The sequence below is a fragment of the Tateyamaria sp. 7Alg 36 genome (genome assembly GCF_059882455.1).
On the sequence record NZ_CM187613.1, the window covers coordinates 3,327,902 to 3,349,338 of the forward strand.

The window sequence follows — 21,437 nt, forward strand, 5'->3', positions numbered from 1 at the left end:
ATATGGGGGCAGGGCAGGGTTAGCCCATATTGGATGACTATGCCCCTTGATACCGATCCTGATACGGACGACGCCACGCTGCTGGCCCGCTATGCCAAGGGCGATGCGGGGGCGGCGCGTTTGTTGACATTGCGCCTGACGCCGCGCCTGTTCGGACAGGCCAACCGTTTGCTGGGCGACACGGCCGAGTCCGAGGATGTGGCGCAAGAGGCGATGATGCGGTTGTGGCGGATTGCACCCGAGTGGCGCGAGGGCGAGGCGAAGGTCAGCACGTGGCTTTATCGCGTGGTGTCGAACCTGTGCACCGACCGTCTGCGCAAGCGTGGGCGCGGATCTGTCCCGCTGGACGATATTGCCGAGCCCGAAGATCCCACGCCGTCGGTCGAGACACAGATGCAAAGCACCGCCCGTATGGAAGCCTTGCGCCGCGCGCTGGCCGAATTGCCGGAACGCCAGCGCATTGCGGTGACGATGCGCCATTTCGACGATGCGCCCAATCCCGCCATTGCAGAGGCGCTGGGCATCAGTGTCGAGGCGGTGGAAAGTTTGACGGCCCGCGGGAAACGCGCGTTGGCCACAGCGTTACGCGGGCAGGCTGCTGCCCTTGGATTTGCAGAAGGATGAAGGACATGACCGACCGTACCGGACCCGCTGACCGCCCTGATGAAGATGCGTGGATTACCGGCTTGCTGGATGATCTGGGCCGCGCAGGGGATGCGCCGGCCTCGGATGCGTTGATGGCGCGGGTGATGCAGGACGCGATGGATGCGCTGCCCGCTCCTGGTGGGGCGCGTCGGGCAGAGCCGTGGTGGCGCCAGATCATTGACGGTCTAGGCGGTGCGATGGCTGTCGGGGGTCTTGTCGCGGCGGCGGCGACCGGTTTTGTGGTCGGTCTGGGTGGCCTTGACACGATGGGGCTGGAGAGCCTGTGGCCGGTCAATTACGAAACCTATTACGAAGGGCAGGATGCGTTAACCGCCTTCGGCTGGGACATCGAGGAAGGATGAGCATGGAAACCGCGACACAGAAACCCCGTTGTCCGATGTGGATCAAGGTGGTGCTTGGCCTGTCTTTGGCGGCCAATCTGGCCATTGTCGGGCTGGTGTCGGGCATGGTGCTGCGCGGCGGGCCCACAGGTGCGCGCCCACCATCGCTGGGTTATGCGATGCCTTATGTGCTGGCCTTGCCGCGCGAAGTGCGCCGCGAGGTGTTTGACACGATGCGTGCCGATGACAGCCTGCCGGACCGGCGTGCGCGGCGCGGGGCCTATACGCAGATGATCGCGCTGTTAAAGGACGATCCGCTGGATATCGACGCCGTGCGCGTGGTGCTGAACCGTCAGGCCGAGGATGCCGCACGGGTGCAGAATGCCGCGCAAGAGGCATGGATCGACGCGGTATCGCGCCTAAGTACGTCCGAGCGGATCGCCTATACCGTGCGCATGGAAGAGGCCGCGATGCGTAAAGGCACACGCAAGAAGGACGGGCCGAAGGGCGAGCGTTGATGAACCAACCTGCGGGGAAAAGTTAACGCTGTCGCCGTGGCAAACGGTTAACACCCGCCGGTTCAGGCGGCAGGGCGCACCAGTGTAACGCGGTCGCGTCCTTCGGATTTAGCACTATAAAGCGCCTTGTCGGCACGGCCCAGCAGCGCCTCGGCCTTCATGGGCAGTTCCATTTGCGTTTGCACCGACGGATCGCACACCGTTAACCCGATCGAGATTGTCGCCGTGATTGGCAAATCCTGATCCGGAATGTCGAACGGGGTGTTGCGGATGGTCCGGCACAGGCGCTGCGCGGCCTTTTTCGCGTTGGCCAGCCCCGCCCCCGGCAGGACGATCAGAAACTCCTCGCCCCCGATACGGGCCAGCAGATCGACGCCGCGCAGGTTCTCGCGCAGGCGGCGGGCGGTTTCGATCAGCACTGCATCGCCCGCAGCATGGCCCATCGTGTCATTGATCCGCTTGAAGTGGTCCATGTCGGCCACCATCACCGCAAAGGGTTTTTGCGTCTGCGCGGCCCGTTCGGCGATGCGCGCAAGGTGGGGCAGCGCATAGCGGCGGTTGTGCAGGCCGGTCAGCGGGTCCAGTACCGCCGCTTCAACGCCCGAACGCATGGTGTCGCGCAAAGTGTCAGACATGCGTTTGCGCGCGATCTGGGTTTCAAGCCGTTGCGCCAGTTCCGCCGGATCGGGGTCAAAGCGCATCAAGTCGTTCGCGCCCGTGTCCAGCAATTGCGCGCCGATATGCGGGTCGGGGTCGACCTCGACCACCATAATGGCGCTGTGGCGGGTGGCGCCGTGGCTGCGGATGGTGGCCAGCAGGCCCAGCATGTCCACATTGCTGTTGCGTTCGATCAGCAGGACAAAGGCATCGGGGGTGCGGTCCGTGCCGGTGCGGCTGACCGCATCGCTGGGTGTGCAAAAGGTGACGTTGGCGTTGATATGGGCGGCAAGCCGGTCGCGCCAAGCGGGATCGAAATCTTCGGAATCGATCACCACGCGCACGGCTTCGCGGGGGCCGAAACTGTTGCAGGGTTCGGCAAACCCCAAGGCACGCGAGGTGCCGTCGCGCAACTGCCATTCGCTGGCCGAGGCATAGGCACGCATCACGCTGCGGGTGCGGGCCAGCAGCAGCCTGTCGTCAATCGGCTTTTCCAGCACATCCTCGACCCCTGCGGCAAACAGGCACTGGCGGTCTTGGGTCGAGGTGGGCGCGCCGATCACCACCACAGGCACCTTGCCCATCACCCCTGCCTTGCGCAGCCGCGCCATCAGGCGCAGGGGGCCGCCATCGGGCAACACATCGGCGCACAGGATCATGTCCGGCATGTCGGTGGCGATGGTCCGCATCGCGCCTGCGATACTTTCGGCCTGAATGATATCATAGTGACTGGCGGCGAGTTTCACCCGCAAGACGATGCGGTTGGTCGCAATGGGATCTATGACAAGGATTTTTCCGTGCACAAGTCCGTTCCAATTCATTACAATTCCTGTGCATTCATTTCTTGTTGGTTTAGGTTAACAAAGTGTTTCCAAATCACAGGAATGGTCACTCCCTATGGCTTTGTCGCAAGAATCCGCCGAGATCGTCGGCTTGAAGGCGCTCTCTTGGATGGTGGGCAATGATGAATTGCGCCCCGTGTTCCTAGGCGCGACCGGCGCAAGCGAGGCTGACATGGCCCAAGGCGTGTCCGATCCGGCCTTTCTGGGGGCGCTTTTGGACTTTATCATGATGGACGATCAGTGGGTGCGGGAGTTCTGCGATAGTGCGCAACTGGCCTATGACCAGCCGATGTATGCGCGCATGGCCCTGCCCGGTGGTGATCAGGTGCATTGGACGTGAGTGGCGTTAACCTTTCTGTGCCAGTTAAGGGGATCGTGTTCGACAAGGACGGCACCCTGTTCGATTTCGCCACCACATGGGAGGCTTGGGCGTCGTCCTTTCTGATGCGTCTGGCCGAGGGCGATCTGGCGCGTGCGACGACCTACGGCGCGGCCGTGGGGTTCGAGATGGCAACCGGCACCTTCCACCGCGACAGCGTCGCCATCGCCGGTACCGTTGCGGATATTGTCGAGGTGCTGGCCCCGCTGGTGCCCGACATGGACCGTGCCAGCCTGACACAACTGATCAACCAAGAGGCCGAGCGCGCGCCGCAGGCCGAAGCAGTGCCGTTGCACCCGTTTCTGGCCGGATTGCGCGCCCGTGGCCTGATGCTGGGCGTGGCCACCAATGACAGCGAAGCGCCTGCGCGCGCGCATCTTACCGCAGCCGGAGTGGTGGGACATTTCGATTTCATCGCCGGATATGACAGCGGCCATGGCGGCAAACCCGCGCCGGGCCAGTTGCTGGCCTTTTGCAAGGCGACGGGGCTTGCGCCCGACACGGTGGTGATGGTCGGGGACAGTCTGCATGACCTGCGCGCAGGCCGTGCGGCGGGCATGCGCTGTCTGGGTGTGCTGACGGGGTTGGCCAGTGCCGATGACCTTGCCCCCCATGCCGAAGCGGTGCTGCCGAATATCGGCCATATCCCTGCGTGGCTGGAGAGTGCGGCGGCGGTCTGACCGCTTTTGTGCGCGACCAGCCTGCGGAAAGCGACACGGGCGGTCGCAAATGGCAATGTGATACGGGGCGGGGTGATGTGTCCTTGGGGCTGTGATCCCATCAAAGGAACCGCCCCATGACCGCCCCCGACCCAATGCGCAGAACCCGTGGCGGTGGACGGGCAGGTGCGGCGGCGCGGCGCGGTGCCGCTGTGATCGAACAGATGCCGTGGAACCCGCCGCTGATGATCGACCCGCCGGTGGAACCGCTGCCCCCCGAAGGGGTCGAGGCGATCCACGACGGGGCAATGCGCATCCTCGAAGAGATCGGTATCCGGTTCCTGAATGACGAAGCTGTCGGCATCCTGAAAGGCGCGGGCTGCAAGGTTGACGGCGATCTGGTCTTTTTCGACCGCGCGTTCGTGATGGAGATGGTCGGCAAGGCCCCGTCGCAGTTCACCATCACGCCGCGCAATCCCGACCGGACTATTACCATCGGCGGGCGGCATCTGAACTTTGGCAACGTGTCCTCGCCGCCGAACTATTGGGACATGTCCATCGGCACCAAAGTGGCGGGCACCCGCGAGATGTGCGCAAACCTGCTGAAGCTGACGCAGTATTTCAACTGCATCCACTTCGCGGGCGGCTATCCGGTGGAACCTGTCGATATCCACGCCTCTGTCCGGCATCTGGATGTGCTGTTTGACAAGCTGACGCTGACGGACAAGGCGATGCACGCCTATTCGCTGGGTCGCGAGCGGGTCGAGGACGTGATGGAGATGGTGCGCATCGCAGGCGGGCTGACCGAGGCCGAGTTCGAGGCGACGCCGCGCATGTACACCAATATCAACTCCACCTCGCCGCTGAAACATGACCACCCGATGATTGACGGCTGTTTGCGCATGGTGCGGCGTGGGCAGGCCGTAGTGGTGACGCCGTTTACGCTGGCCGGTGCGATGGCGCCCGTGACCTTGGCAGGGGCGGTGGCGCAATCCGTCGCCGAGGCGCTGTGCGCCATTGCACTGTTTCAATATGTGCGCCCCGGTGCGCCCTGCGCGATCGGGACGTTCACGTCGAATGTGGACATGAAATCGGGCGCGCCCGCCTTTGGGACGCCGGAATATATGCGGGCCACGCAAATGACGGGGCAGATGGCGCGCTTTTACGGTCTGCCGCTGCGCTCGTCCGGCGTGTGCGCGGCGAATGTGCCGGACGGGCAGGCGATGTGGGAAACATCGAACAGTTTGTGGGCGGCGGTGCAGTCGGGCTCCAATATGGTCTATCACGCCGCCGGATGGCTTGAGGGCGGGCTGATCGCGAGCCCTGAAAAGTTCATCATGGATTGCGAGGTTTTGCAGCAAATCCAGCGCTATATGGATCCGTCCCTGACCGCGACGGGGCCGGACGAGATTGCGCTGGATGCGATCAAGTCGGTGGGTGATGCGGGCCATTTCTTTGGCATCCAGCACACGCAGGACCGTTATGCGGATGCGTTTTACCAACCGTTCCTGAGCGACTGGAAGAATTACGAAGGGTGGGAAGCCGCGGGCGCGGTCTGGACACCCGAACGCGCACACGGGCTGTTCAAGTCGATCATCGAAACGTTTGAGGCGCCGCCGTTAGACGACAGCCTGCGCGCCGAACTGGCCGATTTCGTCGCCCGCCGCAAATCCGAAGGCGGCGCGCCCACGGATTTCTAAGGCCGCGCTGCGCGCTAAATGGGTCGGATTTTATCTGTTAAGACAATTGTTAACTCTGCACGCCCATACTCCGTCAGAGGATTTGGGACGTACTGCTATGCATGGGCTGATCAACAGGGCCATACAGTGTTTTGTGACCGATAGTTACGGGGCCGATAAATGGGTTGAAACGACACGGGTTGCCGATCTGCGCTTTGTCGAGTTCGAGGCGATGCTGACCTATGACGATGCGATCACGCCCGCGCTGCTGGATGCGGTCAGCCATGTTCTGAAACGCCCCCGCGATGATGTGATGGAGGATATTGGCACCTATCTCGTCTCTCACCCCAATGTTGAGGCGTTGCGCCGGTTGTTGCGATTCGGTGGCGTGACCTTTGTTGAGTTTCTGCATTCCCTTGACGATCTGCCGGACCGTGCGCGGCTTGCCGTGTCCGACCTGACCCTGCCGCGGATCGAGTTGCGGGAAAATGCGCCCTCGCAATTCACGCTAATCTGCGAATGCCCTTTGCAGGGCTATGGCCATGTGATGATGGGGATTTTACGGGCCATGGCGGATGATTACGGCGCATTGGCCGTGCTGGAGCATACCGGCGCGGGGCAGGGGATTGAAACGATCTCTATCGCGCTGGTGGAACCCGAATTTGCCGAAGGGCGGGCATTCGAATTGGGGGCGCGCGCGATATGACAGAAACGGCCCCGTTCTTTGCGGCACTGGATGTGCTATGCCCTATGCATCTGGTGCTGTCGGCGACGGGCCATGTGGTTCATGCCGGTCCCACGGTGCAGAAACTGCGCCCCGATGCGCCGATGGTGGGGGCGCGGTTTCTGGAGCTGTTCGATCTGAAAAGGCCGCGTGCGATCAGCACGATGGGTGAATTGCGCGCCGCGGCGGGGGTAAAGCTGCACCTGCAACTGCGCAACATGCCCAAGACCGAGATCAAGGGCATTCTGGTGCCCGCGCCAGATCCGGATCTCAGTATCGTGAACCTGTCCTTTGGCATTTCCGTGGTCGATGCGGTGGCGGATTACGCGCTGACCAGTGCGGATTTCGCGGCCACGGACCTGACGGTCGAAATGCTTTATCTGGTGGAGGCGAAATCGGCGGCGATGGAGGCGTCGCGCAAGCTGAACCTGCGTTTGCAGGGGGCGATGATCGCGGCGGAGGAGCAGGCCTTTACCGACACGCTGACGGGGTTGAAGAACCGCCGCGCCATGGATCATGTGCTGGCCCGTCTGATCGAATGGGGTACACAGTTCGGGCTGATGCAGATTGATCTGGACTGGTTCAAGGCAGTGAATGACCGGTTGGGCCATGCGGCGGGGGATCACGTGCTACAAACCGTGGCACGCATCATGGTCGAGGAGACCCGAGAGACCGACACCGTAGCGCGCATCGGCGGGGATGAATTTGTCATCATCCTGCCCTTTGCGCATGGGCCCTTGGCGCTTGAGCATATTGGCGAGCGGATCATCGAACACCTGTCGCGCCCGATCTATTTTCAGGGGGAGGTGTGCAATATCTCGGCCAGCATCGGCACTGCGATTTATGAGCCCGAGATGGGCAAGACCATCGCAGAAATCCTCGATGATGCGGATGTAGCGCTTTATGCCTCCAAACACCGTGGGCGCGCGACGCAGACCGTTTATCACCCGTCCTTGCGCGCGGTGGGCAAGAACCTGACCGCACCGGTGGGGCGGGAGGCGTGAGGGGGCCTTAGGTGTTCGTCGCTTGCCGATCCGGTGGCGTGATCAGCGTAGCCGTGGTGCAGGACGATATTGGGCGCAACTGCATAGAATCGGCGCCTATGTGTCGGGAGTCGTAGGAAATTCTGTGATTTCTCTTGGTGCGGTGGTTCCGACCATCAGGCGATGCGCTGAAACTTTGAGGAAAAGAACCAAGCGATGCGCCGGTGCTGGGGAGCGCCGCAGAACCGCAGACGCAATGCAGCGAGGTTCGCAGATCAATTATCGGAGAAAGCGGCAAACAACCTGCGCGGTGACCAGAGCGGCGCGGTGACCCGCGCCCGCGTTGGGCTGTTTTTCGCGCTTGTAAGGAAGCCGTACAGTGGCATCCCGTAGGGGAATCGAACCCCTCTTTCCAGGTTGAAAACCTGGCGTCCTAACCGATAGACGAACGGGACAAGCTGTGAGCGGTTCTTTAGGCAATCGGTCAATTCGGCGCAAGCAGAAAAATCGTTTCTTTTGGAGATAATTTCACTGCGGGGGCGAACACGCTGTTTTTACGCGGCTGCGGCGTCCTCCAATCGCAGTTGCACGGACTGGCGGCCACGGAATGTGTTGATTTCGAGCCGTCCGGCCAGATGGAAGGACGCGCCGCCATGGTCGAGAAGGGCAGGACCAAGGGGGCCGTCGAAGGCACCAAAGCAGATCGCGTCGAGCCGCGCGCCACCCGCCTCGCCAAAGGTGATTTTCAGATGGGTTTCGCCCACGCGTTTGGCAAACAGGATTCGCATGCCCGCAAAAGCATAGCGCGGCGCAGGCGCACCCGCGCCGAAGGGGCCTGCGGAATCAATCTGCTCAAGCAGTTCGACCGAGGCAGCGGCAGGCATCAACGCCCCGTCGAGGCGCAGATCGGCTGGCCCCATCGCATCGGCCCCCTGCCGTGTCAGCAATTCGTCAAGGCGTGCCATGGCGGCTTCGATCTTGTCCTCGGCCACGGTCAGCCCTGCGGCCATCTTGTGCCCGCCGCCCTTGATCAGCAGCCCCTCGGACGCGAGCCGCTGGATCGGCGCGCCAAGGTCGATGCCCGAGACGGAGCGCCCCGAGCCTTTGCCAATGCCGTCCTCGACCCCGATGACGATGGCGGGACGGTTTGTGGCCTCTTTCAATCGGGCGGCGACGATCCCGACCACACCGGGGTGCCAGCCGTCGCCTGAGGCCCAGACAAGCGCGCGGTCGGTGCCGCGTTCTTCGGCTTGGGCGAGGGCAGAGGCGCGCACTCTGGCCTCGATCTCGCGCCGTTCGGTGTTGAGCGTGTTGAGCCGTTCGGACAGGGCCGCAGCCTCGTGCGGATCGGCGGTGGCCAGCAAGCGCGCGCCCAGATCGGCCTGCCCAATGCGCCCGCCCGCGTTGATTCGCGGCCCCAGCAGATAGCCGAGGTGATAGGGGGTGGGCGCGGTGTCCATGCCCGCCACGTCGGCCAGCGCCACCAGCCCCGCACGATTCCGCCGCGCCATGACGGTCAGCCCTTGGCGGACAAAGGCGCGGTTGACCCCGATCAGCGGCGCGACATCTGCCACGGTGGCAAGGCCGACAAGGTCCAGCAGCGCCATCAGGTCCGGCCCCTTGCGGCCCACCTCGCGTAGTTGGCGGCCCGCTTCGACCAGCATCAGGAACACGACAGCCGCGGCGCATAAATGGGCCAGTTCGCCGTCTTCGTCCTGACGGTTGGGGTTCACCACAGAATGCGCGGGGGGCAGGGTTTCCCCGCCAAGGTGGTGGTCCAGCACCACCACATCCGCGCCTTTGGCGGCGGCGATCGGATCATGGGACAGGGTGCCGCAATCGACACAGATGATCAGGTCATGCTCGGCTGCCAGCGCGGCCATGGCGGCGTCGTTGGGCCCATACCCTTCGTCGATGCGGTCAGGCACATAAAGCGTCGCGCCGCATCCCAGATCGCGCAGCCATGTCAGCAGAAGGGCGGCGGAACTGCCGCCATCCACGTCGTAATCGGCAAAAACGGCGATGCGCTGGCGTTTGTTCACGGCCTCAAGCACGCGGGCGGCGGCGCGCTCCATATCGCGCAGGCTGCGCGGGTCGGGCATGAGGTCGCGCAGCGTTGGCGCAAGGTAGGAAGGCGCGTCCTGCGGACTGACGCCCATGCGCGCAAGTATTTGGCACACAGGATCCGGCAACTGGGTCTGTTGTGCCATCGCTTGCGCGGCGCGGGACAGGTCGGCCGAGGGGCCGACCCATCGGCGCTGCGTCAAGGACCGTTCGACGTTAAGAAAGGCCACGGGTGTTTCCTCCTTCGGGTCAGGTCGTTGACGGCGGCGCGGGGTGCGGGCCGCTATGGGGCCGCGCTTAGACGGTGTGGGTCGGGGTGCGGTAGTTGATGCGCCGCACCGATCCGGTTTTCGACCGCATCAGCAATGTTTCGCACGTCAGCCAGCCGGGTTCACGGTGCACAGCCGCCAGAAGCGAGCCGGAGGTGACGCCCGATGCGGCAAAGATCACGTCCTGCGTTACCATCTCGTCGCGGGTATAGATGCGGTCGAGATCGGTGATGCCTGCCTTGGCCGCGCGGCCTTTTTCGTCGTCGTTGCGGAACAACAGGCGGCCATAGATCTGGCCCCCCATGCATTTCAGCGCCGCCGCGGCGAGGACCCCTTCGGGCGCGCCGCCTTCGCCCATATACATGTCGATGCCGGTGGACGGATCGGCGCAGTGCATGACGCCTGCAACGTCGCCATCGGTGATCAGGCGGATCGATGCCCCTGTGCCGCGCACGGCGGCGATCATCTGCTCATGGCGCGGACGTTCGAGGATGCAGACCGTGATGTCGGCAGGGTCGCAGCCTTTGGCCTTGGCCAGTGCGGCCACGCGTTCGGCTGGGTCCATGTCGAGCGTGACGGTGTCGGGCGCAAAGCCGGGGCCGATGGCGAGCTTGTCCATATAGACGTCCGGCGCGTGTAGCATGGACCCGCGCGGCCCCATGGCGATCACGGTCAGCGCGTTTGGCATGTCCTTGGCGGTCAGTGTCGTCCCTTCGAGCGGGTCAAGCGCGATGTCCACGCCGGGGCCGTTGCCGGTGCCGACTTCCTCGCCGATGAACAGCATCGGGGCTTCGTCCCGTTCGCCTTCGCCGATGACCACGACACCTGCGATGTCCAGCATGTTCAACTGTTCGCGCATTGCATTGACGGCGGCCTGATCGGCGGCTTTCTCGTCACCGTGGCCGACAAGGCGGGCCGAGGCGAGCGCGGCCGCTTCGGAGACACGGGCCAGACCCAGCGAGAGCATGCGATCCTGAAAAATGGCGGTGGAAGTCATGGCGAAAGTCCTTTTTGGAAAAGCGGGCGGTTAGACGGATTCGATACGCAGTACGACAGGGTCGGACAGCAAAACGCCGGTCGATCCCATAGAGGCGATGGCGGCATCCAGATCGGCGCGGGTGGTCTTGTGCGTGACGATCAGGACAGGCGCGCTTGCATCGCTGTGTTCGTACTGGCGCATCCGGTCGATGCTGACACCCGCGTCGCCCAGTACGGTAGCGATTTTCGCCAGTGCGCCTGGTTTGTCGACAAGCGCCATGCGCAGATAATAGGGGGCGGGCAGCACGGCAGCGGTCGGCGCCACATCTTCAAGGCCCGTGGAGGGCTGGCCGAAGACGGGCAGGCACAGGCCGCGCGCGATGTCGCAGACGTCGCCCATCACCGCTGAGGCAGTTGGACCTTCGCCCGCGCCCGGTCCGCGCAGCACGATCTGGTCGACCGCGTCGCCTTCGATCGCCACCATGTTGGTGCCGCCCTGCAACTGGCCCATGGGCGAGGATGCGGGAACGAGGCAGGGCATCATGCGCTGTTCCAGCCCGCGGCCCGTACGCTGTGCAACGCCCAGCAGCTTGATCTTGTAGCCCATGTCATTGGCGTGGTGGATGTCGTCGATGCTGACCCGCTCGATCCCTTCCAGTTCGATCCCGTCGAAATTCACGCGGGTGCCGAAGGCGATGGCGGACAAGATGGCCAGCTTGTGCGCGGCGTCGATGCCGCCCACGTCAAGCTGCGGGTCCGCTTCGAGGTAGCCAAGCGCGTCGGCTTCGGCAAAGACCTCGGCATAGCTGAGGCCCGCGTCTTCCATCCGTGTGAGGATATAGTTGCACGACCCGTTCATGACGCCGACGATGCGGGTGATGGTGTTGCCTGCCAGCCCTTCGGTCAGGGCCTTCACCACGGGAATGCCGCCTGCGACTGCCGCCTCATAGCGCAGCGAAACGCCCGCGGCTTCGGCGGCTTCGGCCAGCGACTGGCCATGCACGGCAAGCATTGCCTTGTTGGCGGTGACCACATCCTTGCCTGCGGCAATGGCGGCTTCGACGCTGGCCTTGGCGGGGCCGTCGGTGCCGCCCATCAGTTCCACATACACATCCACGTCATCGCGGCGGGCCAGAGCGACAGGGTCGTCTTCCCATGCGTAGGAAGACAGCGACACGCCGCGATCCTTGTCGCGGGTGCGGGCGCTAACGGCGCTGATCGAAATGTCACGCCCCGTGCGTGCGCTGAGCAGTGCGGCATGTTGGCGGATGATTTTGACCACCCCGATGCCGACAGTTCCCAATCCTGCGATGCCAAGGCGCAACGGTGCGTTCATGTGGGTGTCCCTTTGTTCTCTGCGCCCGATCACGGGCTTTGCGTCGCGATGTAGCGGGTTCGGCGCAGGGGCGCAATTGCGAGAAGTGGTGCGGCCTAGCTGCGGCTGTCTGTCAGGCGGCTGCGGGTGGTGGAATCGACAATTGTTGTGCGTTGCAGCGCGGCGGCGCGGGCGCGCAGGGCGTTGACGCGGGCATTGAGCGTGCGCGAGGTCGCCACAGGGTCTGCGACCACCGGTGTCGTGTTGGCCAGCAACGGTTCAAGCGGGACAAGGGCGGGATAGTCCGCAGCAGCCGTTTCGGCCGAGACGACATTGTCCAGTTCGGGAAACCGTGTGCAGCCCGTCAGGGCGATGCAAAGAACAAGGAGCGCGATACGCATGGCCGGATGGTATCCCTTTGTGAGCGTCTTCGTGTTGTAAAGGTGATGCACCAAGGGGGGCGTGCGTGCAAGCACGGCTTGGTTTTGAACATCTGTTCAGATAATCGTGGGAAATGGCGCGCACCACCGGATCACATTCAGATATTACAGGCCCGCGCGTGCGTGCGGCGGCGCTGTCGCTGTTTGCGCGCCATGGCTATGCGGCGGTGTCGATGCGCCGGATCGCGGCGGATGTGGGAGTGCAGGTAGGGGCACTATATAACTATACGCCGGACAAGCAGACCCTGCTGTTCCAGTTGATGCAGGACCATATGGACGCGCTGCTGGCGGCGGTGCCGTCAGGCGGGGACGGGTCGGCGCTGGCGCGGCTTGAGCAGTTCGTGCGCTTTCACATCGCCTTTCACCACGAGCGGCCCGATGCGGTGTTCATCGCCTATATGGAGTTGCGCAATCTGGAGCCCGAGAATTTCGCGCGGATCGAACAGATGCGGCGGCGCTATGAAACCGTACTGGAAGATATTCTGAGCGACGGCGCACAGCAGGGCATGTTCGAGATTGAGGACACCAAGATTGCCACGCTGGCCGTGATCGCCATGTTGACGGGCGTGACCACATGGTTCCGCACCGGTGGGCGGCTGAGCCTTGGGGCTGTGCAGGACCAGTATTGGGACATGGTGCGCCGTGCCGTGTCCGCGCCGCAGGTCGGGACTGTTTGACCTGACGGTCAAATGCGCCCGCCCGCCGGCCCGTTTGGGCCGTGTTTTTTTTGGAAAGCGACGGGAACCACCACAACCGTTTGGTTCTCTCATTCCCGAGGACCTGTATGTACAGGTGGGCGCCAGGTAAACGGACCAGGGTCCGCACAGAGCCAGCTCCCTCGGAATTGCTTAAGGCCACCGGAATGCAACCTGTCACGAGAAGGGCAGAACCCGTCGCGTTGACAGATAGGGCTTGCGGTGTGGTTCGACAAGGGCATGCGGTGGGCTTGGCGGAAAGCGGCCCTTCGGGGAGGATTTTTTAGGAACAGAGAAGGGGCGGTTCGGGTGGTGTGCCGGAATTGTTTATGTTGACGCCAGTTGGCGTCAGTTGTTACGTTTTAAGTTCTATTTCAGGGTTTTGATTTTGGGGGATTGTTATGGGGTTTTGTAACGTTAGGCTGTTTTCGGCCTTGGCGCTGTCGGTTTTTGGGGCAGGCTGTGGCACGACATTTGCATTGCCCGAGATTGATGCGGCCAGTGCCAGTGAGGCGCGGTCCATGTTCGAGGTGGCGCAGCGTGAAGCGGCGCGCCCATCGCTGTCTTCGGCTGCGGCGGAGCGGCGGTTTCGACGGGTGGCCAGCCGCATCCGCCCTGTGGCCGAACGGTTTTGTGCCAGTGTTATGGTAGACCGGCCCGACTTCAACTGTGCGGCGCGGGTCGAGATTGATCGCAAGCTGGATGAGCGCAATGCCTATTTCACCTATGTGGACGGGGCACCGGTGGTGCGGATGACCCTGCCGCTGTTGCGCGATACGCGCAGTGACGACGAGGTCGCCTTTGTTCTGGGGCATGAGTACGGGCATCTGATCGGGCGCCATATCGAAAAGCAGGCGGAGCAGGAGCTGGCAGGGGCGTTGATCATGTGGGCTATTGCCGTTGCCGCAACGGCCCATAGCGCGAGCTATGGCGGACACACCGATCCTGATCTGATCGGAGACAGTATCGAGGCGGGTGCGGCCATCGGGTCGGTCGCGTATTCCCAGACCTATGAATTGGAAAGTGATACGCTGGGCACGCATATCACGGTGGCGGCGGGGTATGATGCGGTGAAGGGCGCACGGTTCTTTGCCCGCCCCGAGGATGCGCGCACCGAAAGCGGCAAGCTGAGTTTCTGGGGCACCCATCCGCCGGATGAAAAGCGGCTCGCCACGGTGTTGGCGACGCACAAACATATTGAAGCGGGGCAGGGGTTGGTGCGCCAGCTACCCTGAGCGGATGTGGATCAGTTCGCGCTGGTGAAGCCGTATCTTTCCAGCTCTTCCGGCAGCAGGACATAAATCTCGTCCGGCGGGGTGCTGAGCGCGTGTTGCATGACCAGCGGGTCGATGCCCATGTCGTTCAGATATCCCATGACCTCGGCTTGGCCGCGCTGGATATCCTCGACCGCGAAGGCAGCGGGGAGGAAGGTGTTTTCGCCGAAATAGTGTTGGTGCACGCCGACGGATGCGCCGGTTTCGATGTCGCGGTTCGTACCGGCGGCAAGGAGGTAGGGGCAGGCGGAATAGCAGTATTCGCCCGCGAGCATTTGTGTGTCGATCCCTTGGGCGCGGATATGGCGGCCAAGGCTCAGCGCGTCGCTGACCGAGCCGCCGGGGGATTGCAGCACCAGTGTTTCGGGCGCGGGGTCGGCCGCGTCCAGCAAGTCAATCAGCCGCGGGGCGTCGTCGGCGCGAATGCTGCCTTCGAGCCGGTAGGTGCCGCCGTCGATGGCGGTGAGGACAAGGCGGTCGGGAAGCTCACCTGGGTCGCGGGCGGGCTGCACGGTGGGGCGGTCGCGGTCGGGGCGGAAGGTGCGCCGCTGATCCCCCGGGCGCACCGGTTCGGTCAGGCGCGGGGCGTCGGGGCCAAAGCTGGGCAGGCGCAGGCCCTGCATGTCGCCGATGACCAGCAACCCGCCAAGGCCAAGCTGGAAGATCAGAATACCCATCAGAACCCGTGCGACGGGGCTGCGTTTTTGGGGGGCTTGGTCGGTCATTCTGCGGCTTGCTTGGGCGTGGGCAGTGGGCGCGCGGCGGTGATCTGGTCGTGTTCGTGCAAGGTTTGTTCCACATCGCGCATCGCGGCCATGGCGGCGCGCAACTCGGCCAGTGTCAGCGTGTCTTCGATAGAGGCCCCTTCGCGCCCGCCACGGATCGCGGAATGCGTGATGGCAAGGATAAAGACCAGCACGGCAGGCAGCAGGTCAATGGCAATCGCGCCGGCCCATGAGGGCACGAAGTTGCGCGCATAGAGGATAACCGCGTCCGCCGAGGAGATCGGGGTATAGGTCACGTCCGCCGCGGGTTGCAGGGCCTGTACCGCTTGGGCGGCGCGCTCCAGTGTGGTGGCGCGTTGGGCGAGCACTTCAAGCACCGAGGTGATTGTGGCCGCCTGATCGACGCGGTTTTCCGCAGTGCCGCCATCGAGTTCGGGCAGCACGACCGAAGCCGCGAGGTCTTGGGCTGCACGCTCCACCAGTGGCGCGACAGACAGTTGGCGCAACTGGGTGATCAGACCGGCAAGACGCACGGCCTGTTCGGAGAATTCGACGCTGCGGGCCTCGACCGGGCCGGGTTCTACCGTAAGGGCGCGCATGCGGGACAGGATGGCGTTGCCTTCGCTGAAGGCGGCCTCGACCAGCGGGGTCTGGGCGCTGATCTGCCCTTCGAGACCCGAAAGCTCTGCCGCTTTCTGGCGCAACACGCGGAACACGGCACCGCGTCCTGCAAGGCCAGACAGCGATCCAGCAGCCTCTTGTTCGCTGAGGTCTTCGAAGGATTGGCGCACGCGGGCCACATCGCGTTCTAGCGATTGGGCGGTGATGGCGACCTCGTGGGCGCGTTCCAGACTGCCTTGGTAATCCTGCACGGTTTTCGCCAGATGCTGTTCGACCGCTGCCGATCCGGCAAGGGCGGCGGCGTTCAGCCAAGACGACATGGCGACAATGGCCAGCGATCCGGCCCCCATGGCAAGCATCAGGCCGATGCGCGCGCGGGCCGAGCGGACGGCGGGGAACAGGCGCATCATATAGGACCAGAAGACAAAGATGCCGACCGAGACAGCCACCGAATAGGCGATGGCGGCAAAGACCGACATGGCCCCGTTTTCATCCAGCAGGGACGAGACACCAAGATAGGTGTAAATGCCCGAGGCCGTCGCCAGAACCCCCAGAGCAGTGCCCGAAAATGTGTCGAGCCAGCCAAGATGTCCCTCAAGCTCGCGCGCATAGCGCACGCCGCGGGCCTGTGTCTCGCTCAGGCGGGTGTCGTTTGTCATGATGATCCCCCGAAATATCCCCATAAGGTAGGCGCATCAGGGGCCTACGCCAAGGGGCGGGCAGGGGCCTCTTGCGTTTGTTCAGGTTTTGTTCATATTTGGGGGCTATGCAAGAGCGGTCCTTTTCCCCCCCTGTGATGCCCGACATGATGCCGGGGCAGTTGCTGGCGCGTGGCGTGTCACGGCACTTGGCCAGTCTGGGCTGGGCCACAGTCGAGGAACTTGTGCCCGCGCGCGGATTGCGTGTGGATGTGATGGCGTTGGGGCCGAAGGGCGAAATCTGGGTGGTCGAGTGCAAGTCGAGCCGCGCCGATTTCATGTCCGATTCCAAGTGGGAAGGGTATCTGGAGTGGTGTGACCGCTTTTTCTGGGCGGTGGATTCGGCGTTTCCGGTGGAGTTGCTGCCCGACGAAACCGGCCTGATCATCGCGGATGCCTATGATGCAGAGATCGTGCGCATGGCACCGGAGGACAAGCTGGCCGCGGCGCGGCGCAAGGTCATGGTGCAGAAATTCGCCACCCACGCGGCGCGGCGTTTGCAGGCGCTGCGCGATCCGGGTGCCGGTTTGGGCTGGTGATCGGACGTGCAGAACCGGCCCGCGATGCGCGCGCTGCACACGTTAGCTGAAATCAGAGGGGCGTTTGCGCCTTAGGGCTTCATCACGCTGGCAGCCTTGGCGGCGGCGCGGATTTCGTCGGCGATTTCTTCAGCTTCCTCGGGGTCGAAATCCATCGGGATTTCCACACCTTTGGATTCGACAAAAATGCGCACCATGCCCTGATCGGTGGGGCCGATTTGCATATTGGCTTCGATGTCGCGTTCGTTGTTGATACCCATGGTCGCCTCCGGTTTGACGTTGCCGTCTGCTAGACCGTGGCGGGTTGAAAGGCAAGGTGGTGCGGGGCGGCGGATGTGCGAGGGCAATGCACGGGCGCGGCCTATTCGCGAATCTGTTTGCGAAGCGACTGCGTAGTAGGGGCCAGGATGTCGCCCATTGCGCGTTCGGGATTGTGACAGGCCATGCAAGTCATTGTACTCACGTCGGGTGACGTGGGGCCGAGGTGGAAAAAGAGGGTGATTTATCGCTTTTCACGGTCTTGCAATCGGCGCAAACGAGGGGTATTTGACCCGCAGTGCCGCCTTAGCTCAGTAGGTTAGAGCGCTTGATTGTGGATCAAGAGGTCCCTGGTTCGAGACCAGGAGGTGGTACCACCCCATCCTTTCGCACAGCGAAACGGGCGCGGGGTTTCAGAATAGGCGCTGATTGCGCTGCCCCCCTACATCGCCGGTTTTACGTGTTTCTGGCGTGTTGGCCTGTGCGCTGTTTGCCTGTGGCAAAGGCACCCACCCGCCAACCCTAGTCGATACGCACGGTCTGACGCAGCGTTCCGGTCACTTGATCATAGATCAGGATTTCGTCGTCTTCCGTGACCACCGCGAACCAGTCGGACCCGATGGTAAAGGCGGTCGCGGTCGCGCCTTCGGGCAGTGTGACCTGTTCGGGCAGGGGCAGGGCAGCAGGGTCGCCATTCAGGCGGATGACAAGCAGCGACACCACGGTTACAACGCCTGCGATCATTATGACGGTCAATACCGTCACCAGCCGGCGCAAGAAGCGCAGGTTAGCAGGTTCCAAAGGGGTTTCGATGTCGTCCAACCGGTTGTCCTTTTTCATCGCGGATGACCCGCCCGCACGTCTTGATAAGGCGATTGCCCGCGACGTGCCAGTGGTTGCAGCCCTGTCGCGCACGCGTTTGTCGCGATTGCTGGCCGAGGGCAGTGTCACCATCGACGGCGTTGTCGTCACCGACCCCAAGGCGCGCGTTTCCGCGGGGGCCGAGGTGGTTGTGACACTGGAGGAAGCGCAGGAAAGCCATATTCTGCCCGAGGACATCGCGCTCGATATCGTGCACGAGGATGATGACCTTGTCGTCATCAACAAGCGCGCGGGCATGGTGGTGCATCCCGCGCCCGGTTCGCCGTCGGGGACGTTGGTGAATGCGTTGATGCATCATTGCGGCGACGATCTGTCCGGTGTGGGGGGCATGAAACGGCCCGGCATTGTGCATCGCATCGACAAGGATACCAGTGGTTTGCTGGTGGTGGCCAAAAGCGATGCCGCCCATCACGGGCTGGCGGCGCAGTTCGCGGCCCATACGGTCGAGCGGTATTACCGCGCCCTTGTCTACGGGGTGCCGGATGCCAATGATCCGCGCTTGCGCGGGGTGAAGGGCGCGAGTTTCGAAGCGGGCAATGTGCTGAAGCTGACCACGCAACTGGCGCGCCACAAGACCGACCGGCAGCGTCAGGCGGTGCTGTTCCATGGCGGGCGTCATGCGATCACGCGGGCGCGGGTAGTGGAAAGATACGGCGCGCCCGAGGTTCTGTCGCAGGTGGAATGCTGGCTGGAAACGGGGCGCACGCACCAGATTCGGGTGCATATGGCCCATGCGGGTCACGGCCTTGTCGGCGATCCGGTCTATGGCGGGCGGCGCAAACTGGCGCGCAATGCGTTGAGCGACGCGGGTGCAGCGGCAGTGGCGGGTTTCGGTCGCCAAGCGCTGCATGCGGCAGTTCTGGGCTTTGAGCATCCGGTGACGGGCGATCAAATGCGGTTCGAGGCTGCAATTCCGGATGATTTTGCAACTCTTTTGCAGGCCGTCAGTTAAGATACCTCAAAGGTTTCTAAGGCACTTTGGCGACCGGGGCAGAACAGACCCCGTTCGGCATGTGTTGCAATGATTTGCACATGGTCGTGAAGGGGCGTCGCAACCCCTGCAAATTTGCACACGTCTGTGGCACCGTGACATTAACCGATCCTACCCCTTGTAGGGGTGGGACCATCGACCCATATAGATGTTAAGCCCGTAAACATTGGATAAGACGGGGATAGCCAGGAGGGATATCATGGCCAATTACGCAAATCTGCCCGCACCAACCCCCGAAGGCGGGTTGAACCGTTACATGCAGGAAATCCGCAAATTCCCGCTGTTGGAGCCGGAAGAAGAATACATGCTGGCCAAGGCATGGGTGGAGAAAGAAGACACCGGAGCCGCGCACAAGATGGTGACGAGCCATTTGCGCCTCGCCGCGAAGATCGCCATGGGCTATCGCGGCTATGGCCTGCCGCAGGCCGAGGTGATTTCGGAAGCCAATGTGGGCCTGATGCAGGCGGTAAAGCGGTTTGATCCTGAAAAAGGATTCCGCCTTGCGACCTATGCGATGTGGTGGATCCGCGCCTCGATTCAGGAATATATCCTGCGGTCATGGTCCCTTGTGAAACTGGGCACGACATCGGCGCAAAAAAAGCTTTTCTTCAACCTGCGTAAGGCGAAGGCCAAGATCGGTGCGCTGGAAGAGGGTGACCTGCGCCCCGAGAATGTCGCGCAGATCGCCACCGATCTGGGGGTGACCGAAGCCGAAGTCGTCAGCATGAACCGCCGTTTGTCGGGGGGCGACGCGTCCCTGAACGCCACGGTTGGCTCCGAAGGCGAAGGCACGATGCAATGGCAGGACTGGCTTGAGGACGAAAGCGCCGATCAGGCAGGCGATTACGAGGCGCGTGACGAGCTGGAAGTGCGCCGCGAAATGCTGGCCGAGGCGCTGGATGTGCTGAATGACCGCGAGAAGGACATTCTGACCCAGCGGCGTCTGTCGGACGAGACCGTGACGCTGGAAGATCTGTCGGCGCAGTACGGTGTGAGCCGCGAGCGTATCCGCCAGATTGAGGTGCGCGCGTTTGAGAAGTTGCAGAACAAGATGCGCGATATTGCCAAGGCCAAAGGGCTGATGGCGACAGCGTAATCCGGCGTTAAAGTTGATATGATGAAAATCCCGTCTGGTTCAGGCGGGGTTTTTGTTGTTTTGGGCCTTGGGAAAATGGGAGATCGGCCCTTCGGGGAGGATTTTTTGGGAACAGAGAAGTAAGGACCGGTGGTGCGAGGCGTTCGAGTGGTGTTTTGATTTGCGGGGTTGAGGGGTAACGTTTGTTTCATGACGCAGATCATCTTTCATGTGCCGCGCAGTTGGCTGAGCTTGGGCGGGGACGGGCTGGCCCCGTTTTACCTGCGTCTTGTGGCGGGGTTGCAGGAGCGTGGCATCACCTTTGAGGTCGAGGTGCTGGAGCGTGAGCGGCTAGCCGCGCGGGTGGCGCAGGATGAGGCGATCCATGTGGTGCATCACGGGCGGTTTGCGCATCCGCGGGTGCGCAATGCCGATGTCGCCTATATCTATCCGTACTGGAATTTTGACTGGCAGGGCATTCGTGCCTTTTCGTCAATCGCGCAAGCGTCGTTTCCGCAAGGGGATATTGATCCGGAGGTGGCGCGTCCGTTTTTCCGCCGCTTGCGCAAGCGGATGGTGGGGCAGCGCACCTCGCGCTATGCGCAGCCTGAGGATGTGGCTGAGACGGGCGATGTGGCGGCGGCGGTGTTCCTACAGTCGGAAGGCCATCGCGTGGTAGGCGAGACCTGTTATCTTGATCGGTGGCAAATGCTGGATACCGTGTGCGAGGCGCTGGATGGGCCCGTCGTGGTAAAACCGCATCCGCGGGACCGTGATCCGGCGACGGTGCAAGGGTTGGAGACGCGGCTGGCGCTCTATCCGCATTTGCGGGTCAGTTCGGGGAATATCCACGATCTGATTGCGGCAGCGGATCGCGTGGTGACGATCAATTCCGCTGTGGGGATCGAGGCCTACTTGCATCGCAAGCCTGTTGTTCTATGCGGGCAGTCCGATTTTCATCATGTGGCGGATGTCGCCCAGACCCAAGCCGCGCTAGTCGAGATACTGCGCCGTGCGCCGCGAAAGCGGGCCTATGACAAGTTCATCTGGTGGTATTTTGCCGACCTGTGCCTAAGCAGCGTCGATGGCGATCTGGCGGACCGAGTGATCGCGCGCTGCGGCCTTGGCTGATGCCCTTGTTCCTTTGTTTGTTCCGGTTAAGGTGTGGCGATCCATAACAGGCGAG

Annotated in this window: 23 protein-coding genes, 2 tRNA genes and 1 other RNA gene; 15 read left to right on the forward strand and 11 right to left on the reverse strand. The window is 62.9% G+C overall.

Annotated elements, in window-relative coordinates; all coding sequences use genetic code 11:
• Positions 1 to 33 precede the first annotated feature (33 nt).
• The 3 genes from AC6GQJ_RS16205 to AC6GQJ_RS16215 are packed head-to-tail and all read left to right on the forward strand — an operon-like array spanning position 34 to position 1,504.
• Positions 34 to 624 carry an RNA polymerase sigma factor gene (locus tag AC6GQJ_RS16205; protein ID WP_500770122.1) on the forward strand — a complete coding sequence of 197 codons (591 nt, stop codon included), beginning with the start codon at positions 34 to 36 and terminating at the stop codon, positions 622 to 624.
• 5 nt (positions 625 to 629) lie between these two features.
• On the forward strand, positions 630 to 1,007 hold the full coding sequence (locus AC6GQJ_RS16210) for a hypothetical protein (protein ID WP_500770124.1): 378 nt from the start codon (positions 630 to 632) through the stop codon (positions 1,005 to 1,007).
• A 2-nt stretch (positions 1,008 to 1,009) separates the two neighbouring features.
• On the forward strand, positions 1,010 to 1,504 hold the full coding sequence (locus tag AC6GQJ_RS16215) for a periplasmic heavy metal sensor (protein WP_500770126.1): 495 nt from the start codon (positions 1,010 to 1,012) through the stop codon (positions 1,502 to 1,504).
• Between the two features lie 62 nt (positions 1,505 to 1,566).
• Here AC6GQJ_RS16215 and AC6GQJ_RS16220 read toward each other — a convergent pair whose 3' ends face one another.
• The gene (locus tag AC6GQJ_RS16220; protein WP_500770128.1) at positions 1,567 to 2,982 is read right to left on the reverse strand and encodes a diguanylate cyclase domain-containing protein; all 1,416 of its coding nucleotides are present in this window, start codon (positions 2,980 to 2,982) and stop codon (positions 1,567 to 1,569) included.
• Between the two features lie 76 nt (positions 2,983 to 3,058).
• Between AC6GQJ_RS16220 and AC6GQJ_RS16225 the strand changes: the two genes are divergently transcribed.
• The 5 genes from AC6GQJ_RS16225 (at position 3,059) to AC6GQJ_RS16245 (ending at position 7,448) form a co-directional block, all read left to right on the forward strand.
• Positions 3,059 to 3,343 (forward strand): DUF3572 domain-containing protein, encoded by a 285-nt coding sequence (locus AC6GQJ_RS16225; RefSeq protein WP_500770130.1) that lies wholly within the window; start codon positions 3,059 to 3,061, stop codon positions 3,341 to 3,343.
• Complete coding sequence (locus tag AC6GQJ_RS16230) at positions 3,340 to 4,062, forward strand: HAD family hydrolase (RefSeq protein ID WP_500770132.1); 723 nt, start codon at positions 3,340 to 3,342, stop codon at positions 4,060 to 4,062. Before AC6GQJ_RS16225 ends, AC6GQJ_RS16230 begins: the two co-directional genes overlap by 4 nt.
• 116 nt (positions 4,063 to 4,178) lie before the next feature.
• Positions 4,179 to 5,741, forward strand: coding sequence for a trimethylamine methyltransferase family protein (locus AC6GQJ_RS16235; RefSeq protein WP_500770134.1), 1,563 nt, complete (start codon positions 4,179 to 4,181; stop codon positions 5,739 to 5,741).
• 97 nt (positions 5,742 to 5,838) lie between these two features.
• Entirely contained in the window at positions 5,839 to 6,426 is a 588-nt protein-coding gene (locus AC6GQJ_RS16240; protein WP_500770136.1) for a heme NO-binding domain-containing protein, read from the forward strand.
• Entirely contained in the window at positions 6,423 to 7,448 is a 1,026-nt protein-coding gene (locus AC6GQJ_RS16245; protein ID WP_500770138.1) for a diguanylate cyclase domain-containing protein, read from the forward strand. Before AC6GQJ_RS16240 ends, AC6GQJ_RS16245 begins: the two co-directional genes overlap by 4 nt.
• 359 nt (positions 7,449 to 7,807) lie before the next feature.
• Here the strand turns inward: AC6GQJ_RS16245 and AC6GQJ_RS16250 are convergent.
• The 5 genes from AC6GQJ_RS16250 to AC6GQJ_RS16270 form a co-directional block, all read right to left on the reverse strand.
• Positions 7,808 to 7,882, reverse strand: a tRNA-Glu gene (locus AC6GQJ_RS16250).
• A 99-nt stretch (positions 7,883 to 7,981) separates the two neighbouring features.
• A complete protein-coding gene (recJ, locus tag AC6GQJ_RS16255; protein WP_500770140.1) occupies positions 7,982 to 9,721 on the reverse strand; it encodes a single-stranded-DNA-specific exonuclease RecJ in 1,740 nt (579 codons plus the stop codon).
• A gap of 67 nt (positions 9,722 to 9,788) precedes the next feature.
• On the reverse strand, positions 9,789 to 10,757 hold the full coding sequence (gene glpX / locus AC6GQJ_RS16260; RefSeq protein ID WP_500770142.1) for a class II fructose-bisphosphatase: 969 nt from the start codon (positions 10,755 to 10,757) through the stop codon (positions 9,789 to 9,791).
• A gap of 30 nt (positions 10,758 to 10,787) precedes the next feature.
• Complete coding sequence (locus AC6GQJ_RS16265) at positions 10,788 to 12,074, reverse strand: homoserine dehydrogenase (protein ID WP_500770144.1); 1,287 nt, start codon at positions 12,072 to 12,074, stop codon at positions 10,788 to 10,790.
• A gap of 95 nt (positions 12,075 to 12,169) precedes the next feature.
• The gene (locus AC6GQJ_RS16270) at positions 12,170 to 12,454 is read right to left on the reverse strand and encodes a hypothetical protein (protein WP_500770146.1); all 285 of its coding nucleotides are present in this window, start codon (positions 12,452 to 12,454) and stop codon (positions 12,170 to 12,172) included.
• A gap of 113 nt (positions 12,455 to 12,567) precedes the next feature.
• Between AC6GQJ_RS16270 and AC6GQJ_RS16275 the strand changes: the two genes are divergently transcribed.
• A complete protein-coding gene (locus AC6GQJ_RS16275; RefSeq protein ID WP_500770148.1) occupies positions 12,568 to 13,170 on the forward strand; it encodes a TetR/AcrR family transcriptional regulator in 603 nt (200 codons plus the stop codon).
• A gap of 60 nt (positions 13,171 to 13,230) precedes the next feature.
• On the opposite strand, the gene ssrS is transcribed toward AC6GQJ_RS16275, so the two are convergent.
• A non-coding RNA gene (gene ssrS, locus AC6GQJ_RS16280) (6S RNA) lies at positions 13,231 to 13,386 on the reverse strand.
• Between the two features lie 203 nt (positions 13,387 to 13,589).
• Here ssrS and AC6GQJ_RS16285 point away from each other — a divergent pair.
• Positions 13,590 to 14,423, forward strand: coding sequence for a M48 family metalloprotease (locus AC6GQJ_RS16285; protein ID WP_500770150.1), 834 nt, complete (start codon positions 13,590 to 13,592; stop codon positions 14,421 to 14,423).
• A gap of 11 nt (positions 14,424 to 14,434) precedes the next feature.
• Here the strand turns inward: AC6GQJ_RS16285 and AC6GQJ_RS16290 are convergent, their stop codons facing one another.
• Both AC6GQJ_RS16290 and AC6GQJ_RS16295 read right to left on the reverse strand, forming a co-directional pair.
• Positions 14,435 to 15,187: a COG3904 family protein gene (locus AC6GQJ_RS16290; protein WP_500770152.1), complete on the reverse strand. Its 753-nt coding sequence runs from the start codon at positions 15,185 to 15,187 to the stop codon at positions 14,435 to 14,437.
• Entirely contained in the window at positions 15,184 to 16,467 is a 1,284-nt protein-coding gene (locus AC6GQJ_RS16295) for a hypothetical protein (protein WP_500770154.1), read from the reverse strand. Before AC6GQJ_RS16295 ends, AC6GQJ_RS16290 begins: the two co-directional genes overlap by 4 nt.
• A gap of 107 nt (positions 16,468 to 16,574) precedes the next feature.
• Here AC6GQJ_RS16295 and AC6GQJ_RS16300 point away from each other — a divergent pair, with 107 nt between their 5' ends.
• Positions 16,575 to 17,045: an MmcB family DNA repair protein gene (locus tag AC6GQJ_RS16300; protein ID WP_500770156.1), complete on the forward strand. Its 471-nt coding sequence runs from the start codon at positions 16,575 to 16,577 to the stop codon at positions 17,043 to 17,045.
• A gap of 71 nt (positions 17,046 to 17,116) precedes the next feature.
• Here AC6GQJ_RS16300 and AC6GQJ_RS16305 read toward each other — a convergent pair whose 3' ends face one another.
• The gene (locus tag AC6GQJ_RS16305) at positions 17,117 to 17,305 is read right to left on the reverse strand and encodes a DUF6324 family protein (RefSeq protein ID WP_500770158.1); all 189 of its coding nucleotides are present in this window, start codon (positions 17,303 to 17,305) and stop codon (positions 17,117 to 17,119) included.
• Positions 17,306 to 17,603: 298 nt separating this feature from the next.
• Between AC6GQJ_RS16305 and AC6GQJ_RS16310 the strand changes: the two genes are divergently transcribed.
• Positions 17,604 to 17,680 (forward strand) — tRNA-His (locus tag AC6GQJ_RS16310).
• A gap of 145 nt (positions 17,681 to 17,825) precedes the next feature.
• On the opposite strand, the gene AC6GQJ_RS16315 is transcribed toward AC6GQJ_RS16310, so the two are convergent.
• The gene (locus AC6GQJ_RS16315; protein ID WP_500770160.1) at positions 17,826 to 18,143 is read right to left on the reverse strand and encodes a DUF6476 family protein; all 318 of its coding nucleotides are present in this window, start codon (positions 18,141 to 18,143) and stop codon (positions 17,826 to 17,828) included.
• Here AC6GQJ_RS16315 and AC6GQJ_RS16320 point away from each other — a divergent pair.
• From AC6GQJ_RS16320 to AC6GQJ_RS16330, 3 genes are all read left to right on the forward strand, one after another.
• A complete protein-coding gene (locus AC6GQJ_RS16320; RefSeq protein ID WP_500770162.1) occupies positions 18,115 to 19,137 on the forward strand; it encodes an RluA family pseudouridine synthase in 1,023 nt (340 codons plus the stop codon). The genes AC6GQJ_RS16315 and AC6GQJ_RS16320 overlap by 29 nt on opposite strands.
• 238 nt (positions 19,138 to 19,375) lie before the next feature.
• Positions 19,376 to 20,272 (forward strand): RNA polymerase sigma factor RpoH, encoded by an 897-nt coding sequence (rpoH, locus tag AC6GQJ_RS16325; RefSeq protein WP_500770164.1) that lies wholly within the window; start codon positions 19,376 to 19,378, stop codon positions 20,270 to 20,272.
• Between the two features lie 189 nt (positions 20,273 to 20,461).
• Positions 20,462 to 21,382, forward strand: coding sequence for a capsular polysaccharide export protein, LipB/KpsS family (locus AC6GQJ_RS16330; protein ID WP_500770166.1), 921 nt, complete (start codon positions 20,462 to 20,464; stop codon positions 21,380 to 21,382).
• Positions 21,383 to 21,437 lie beyond the last annotated feature (55 nt).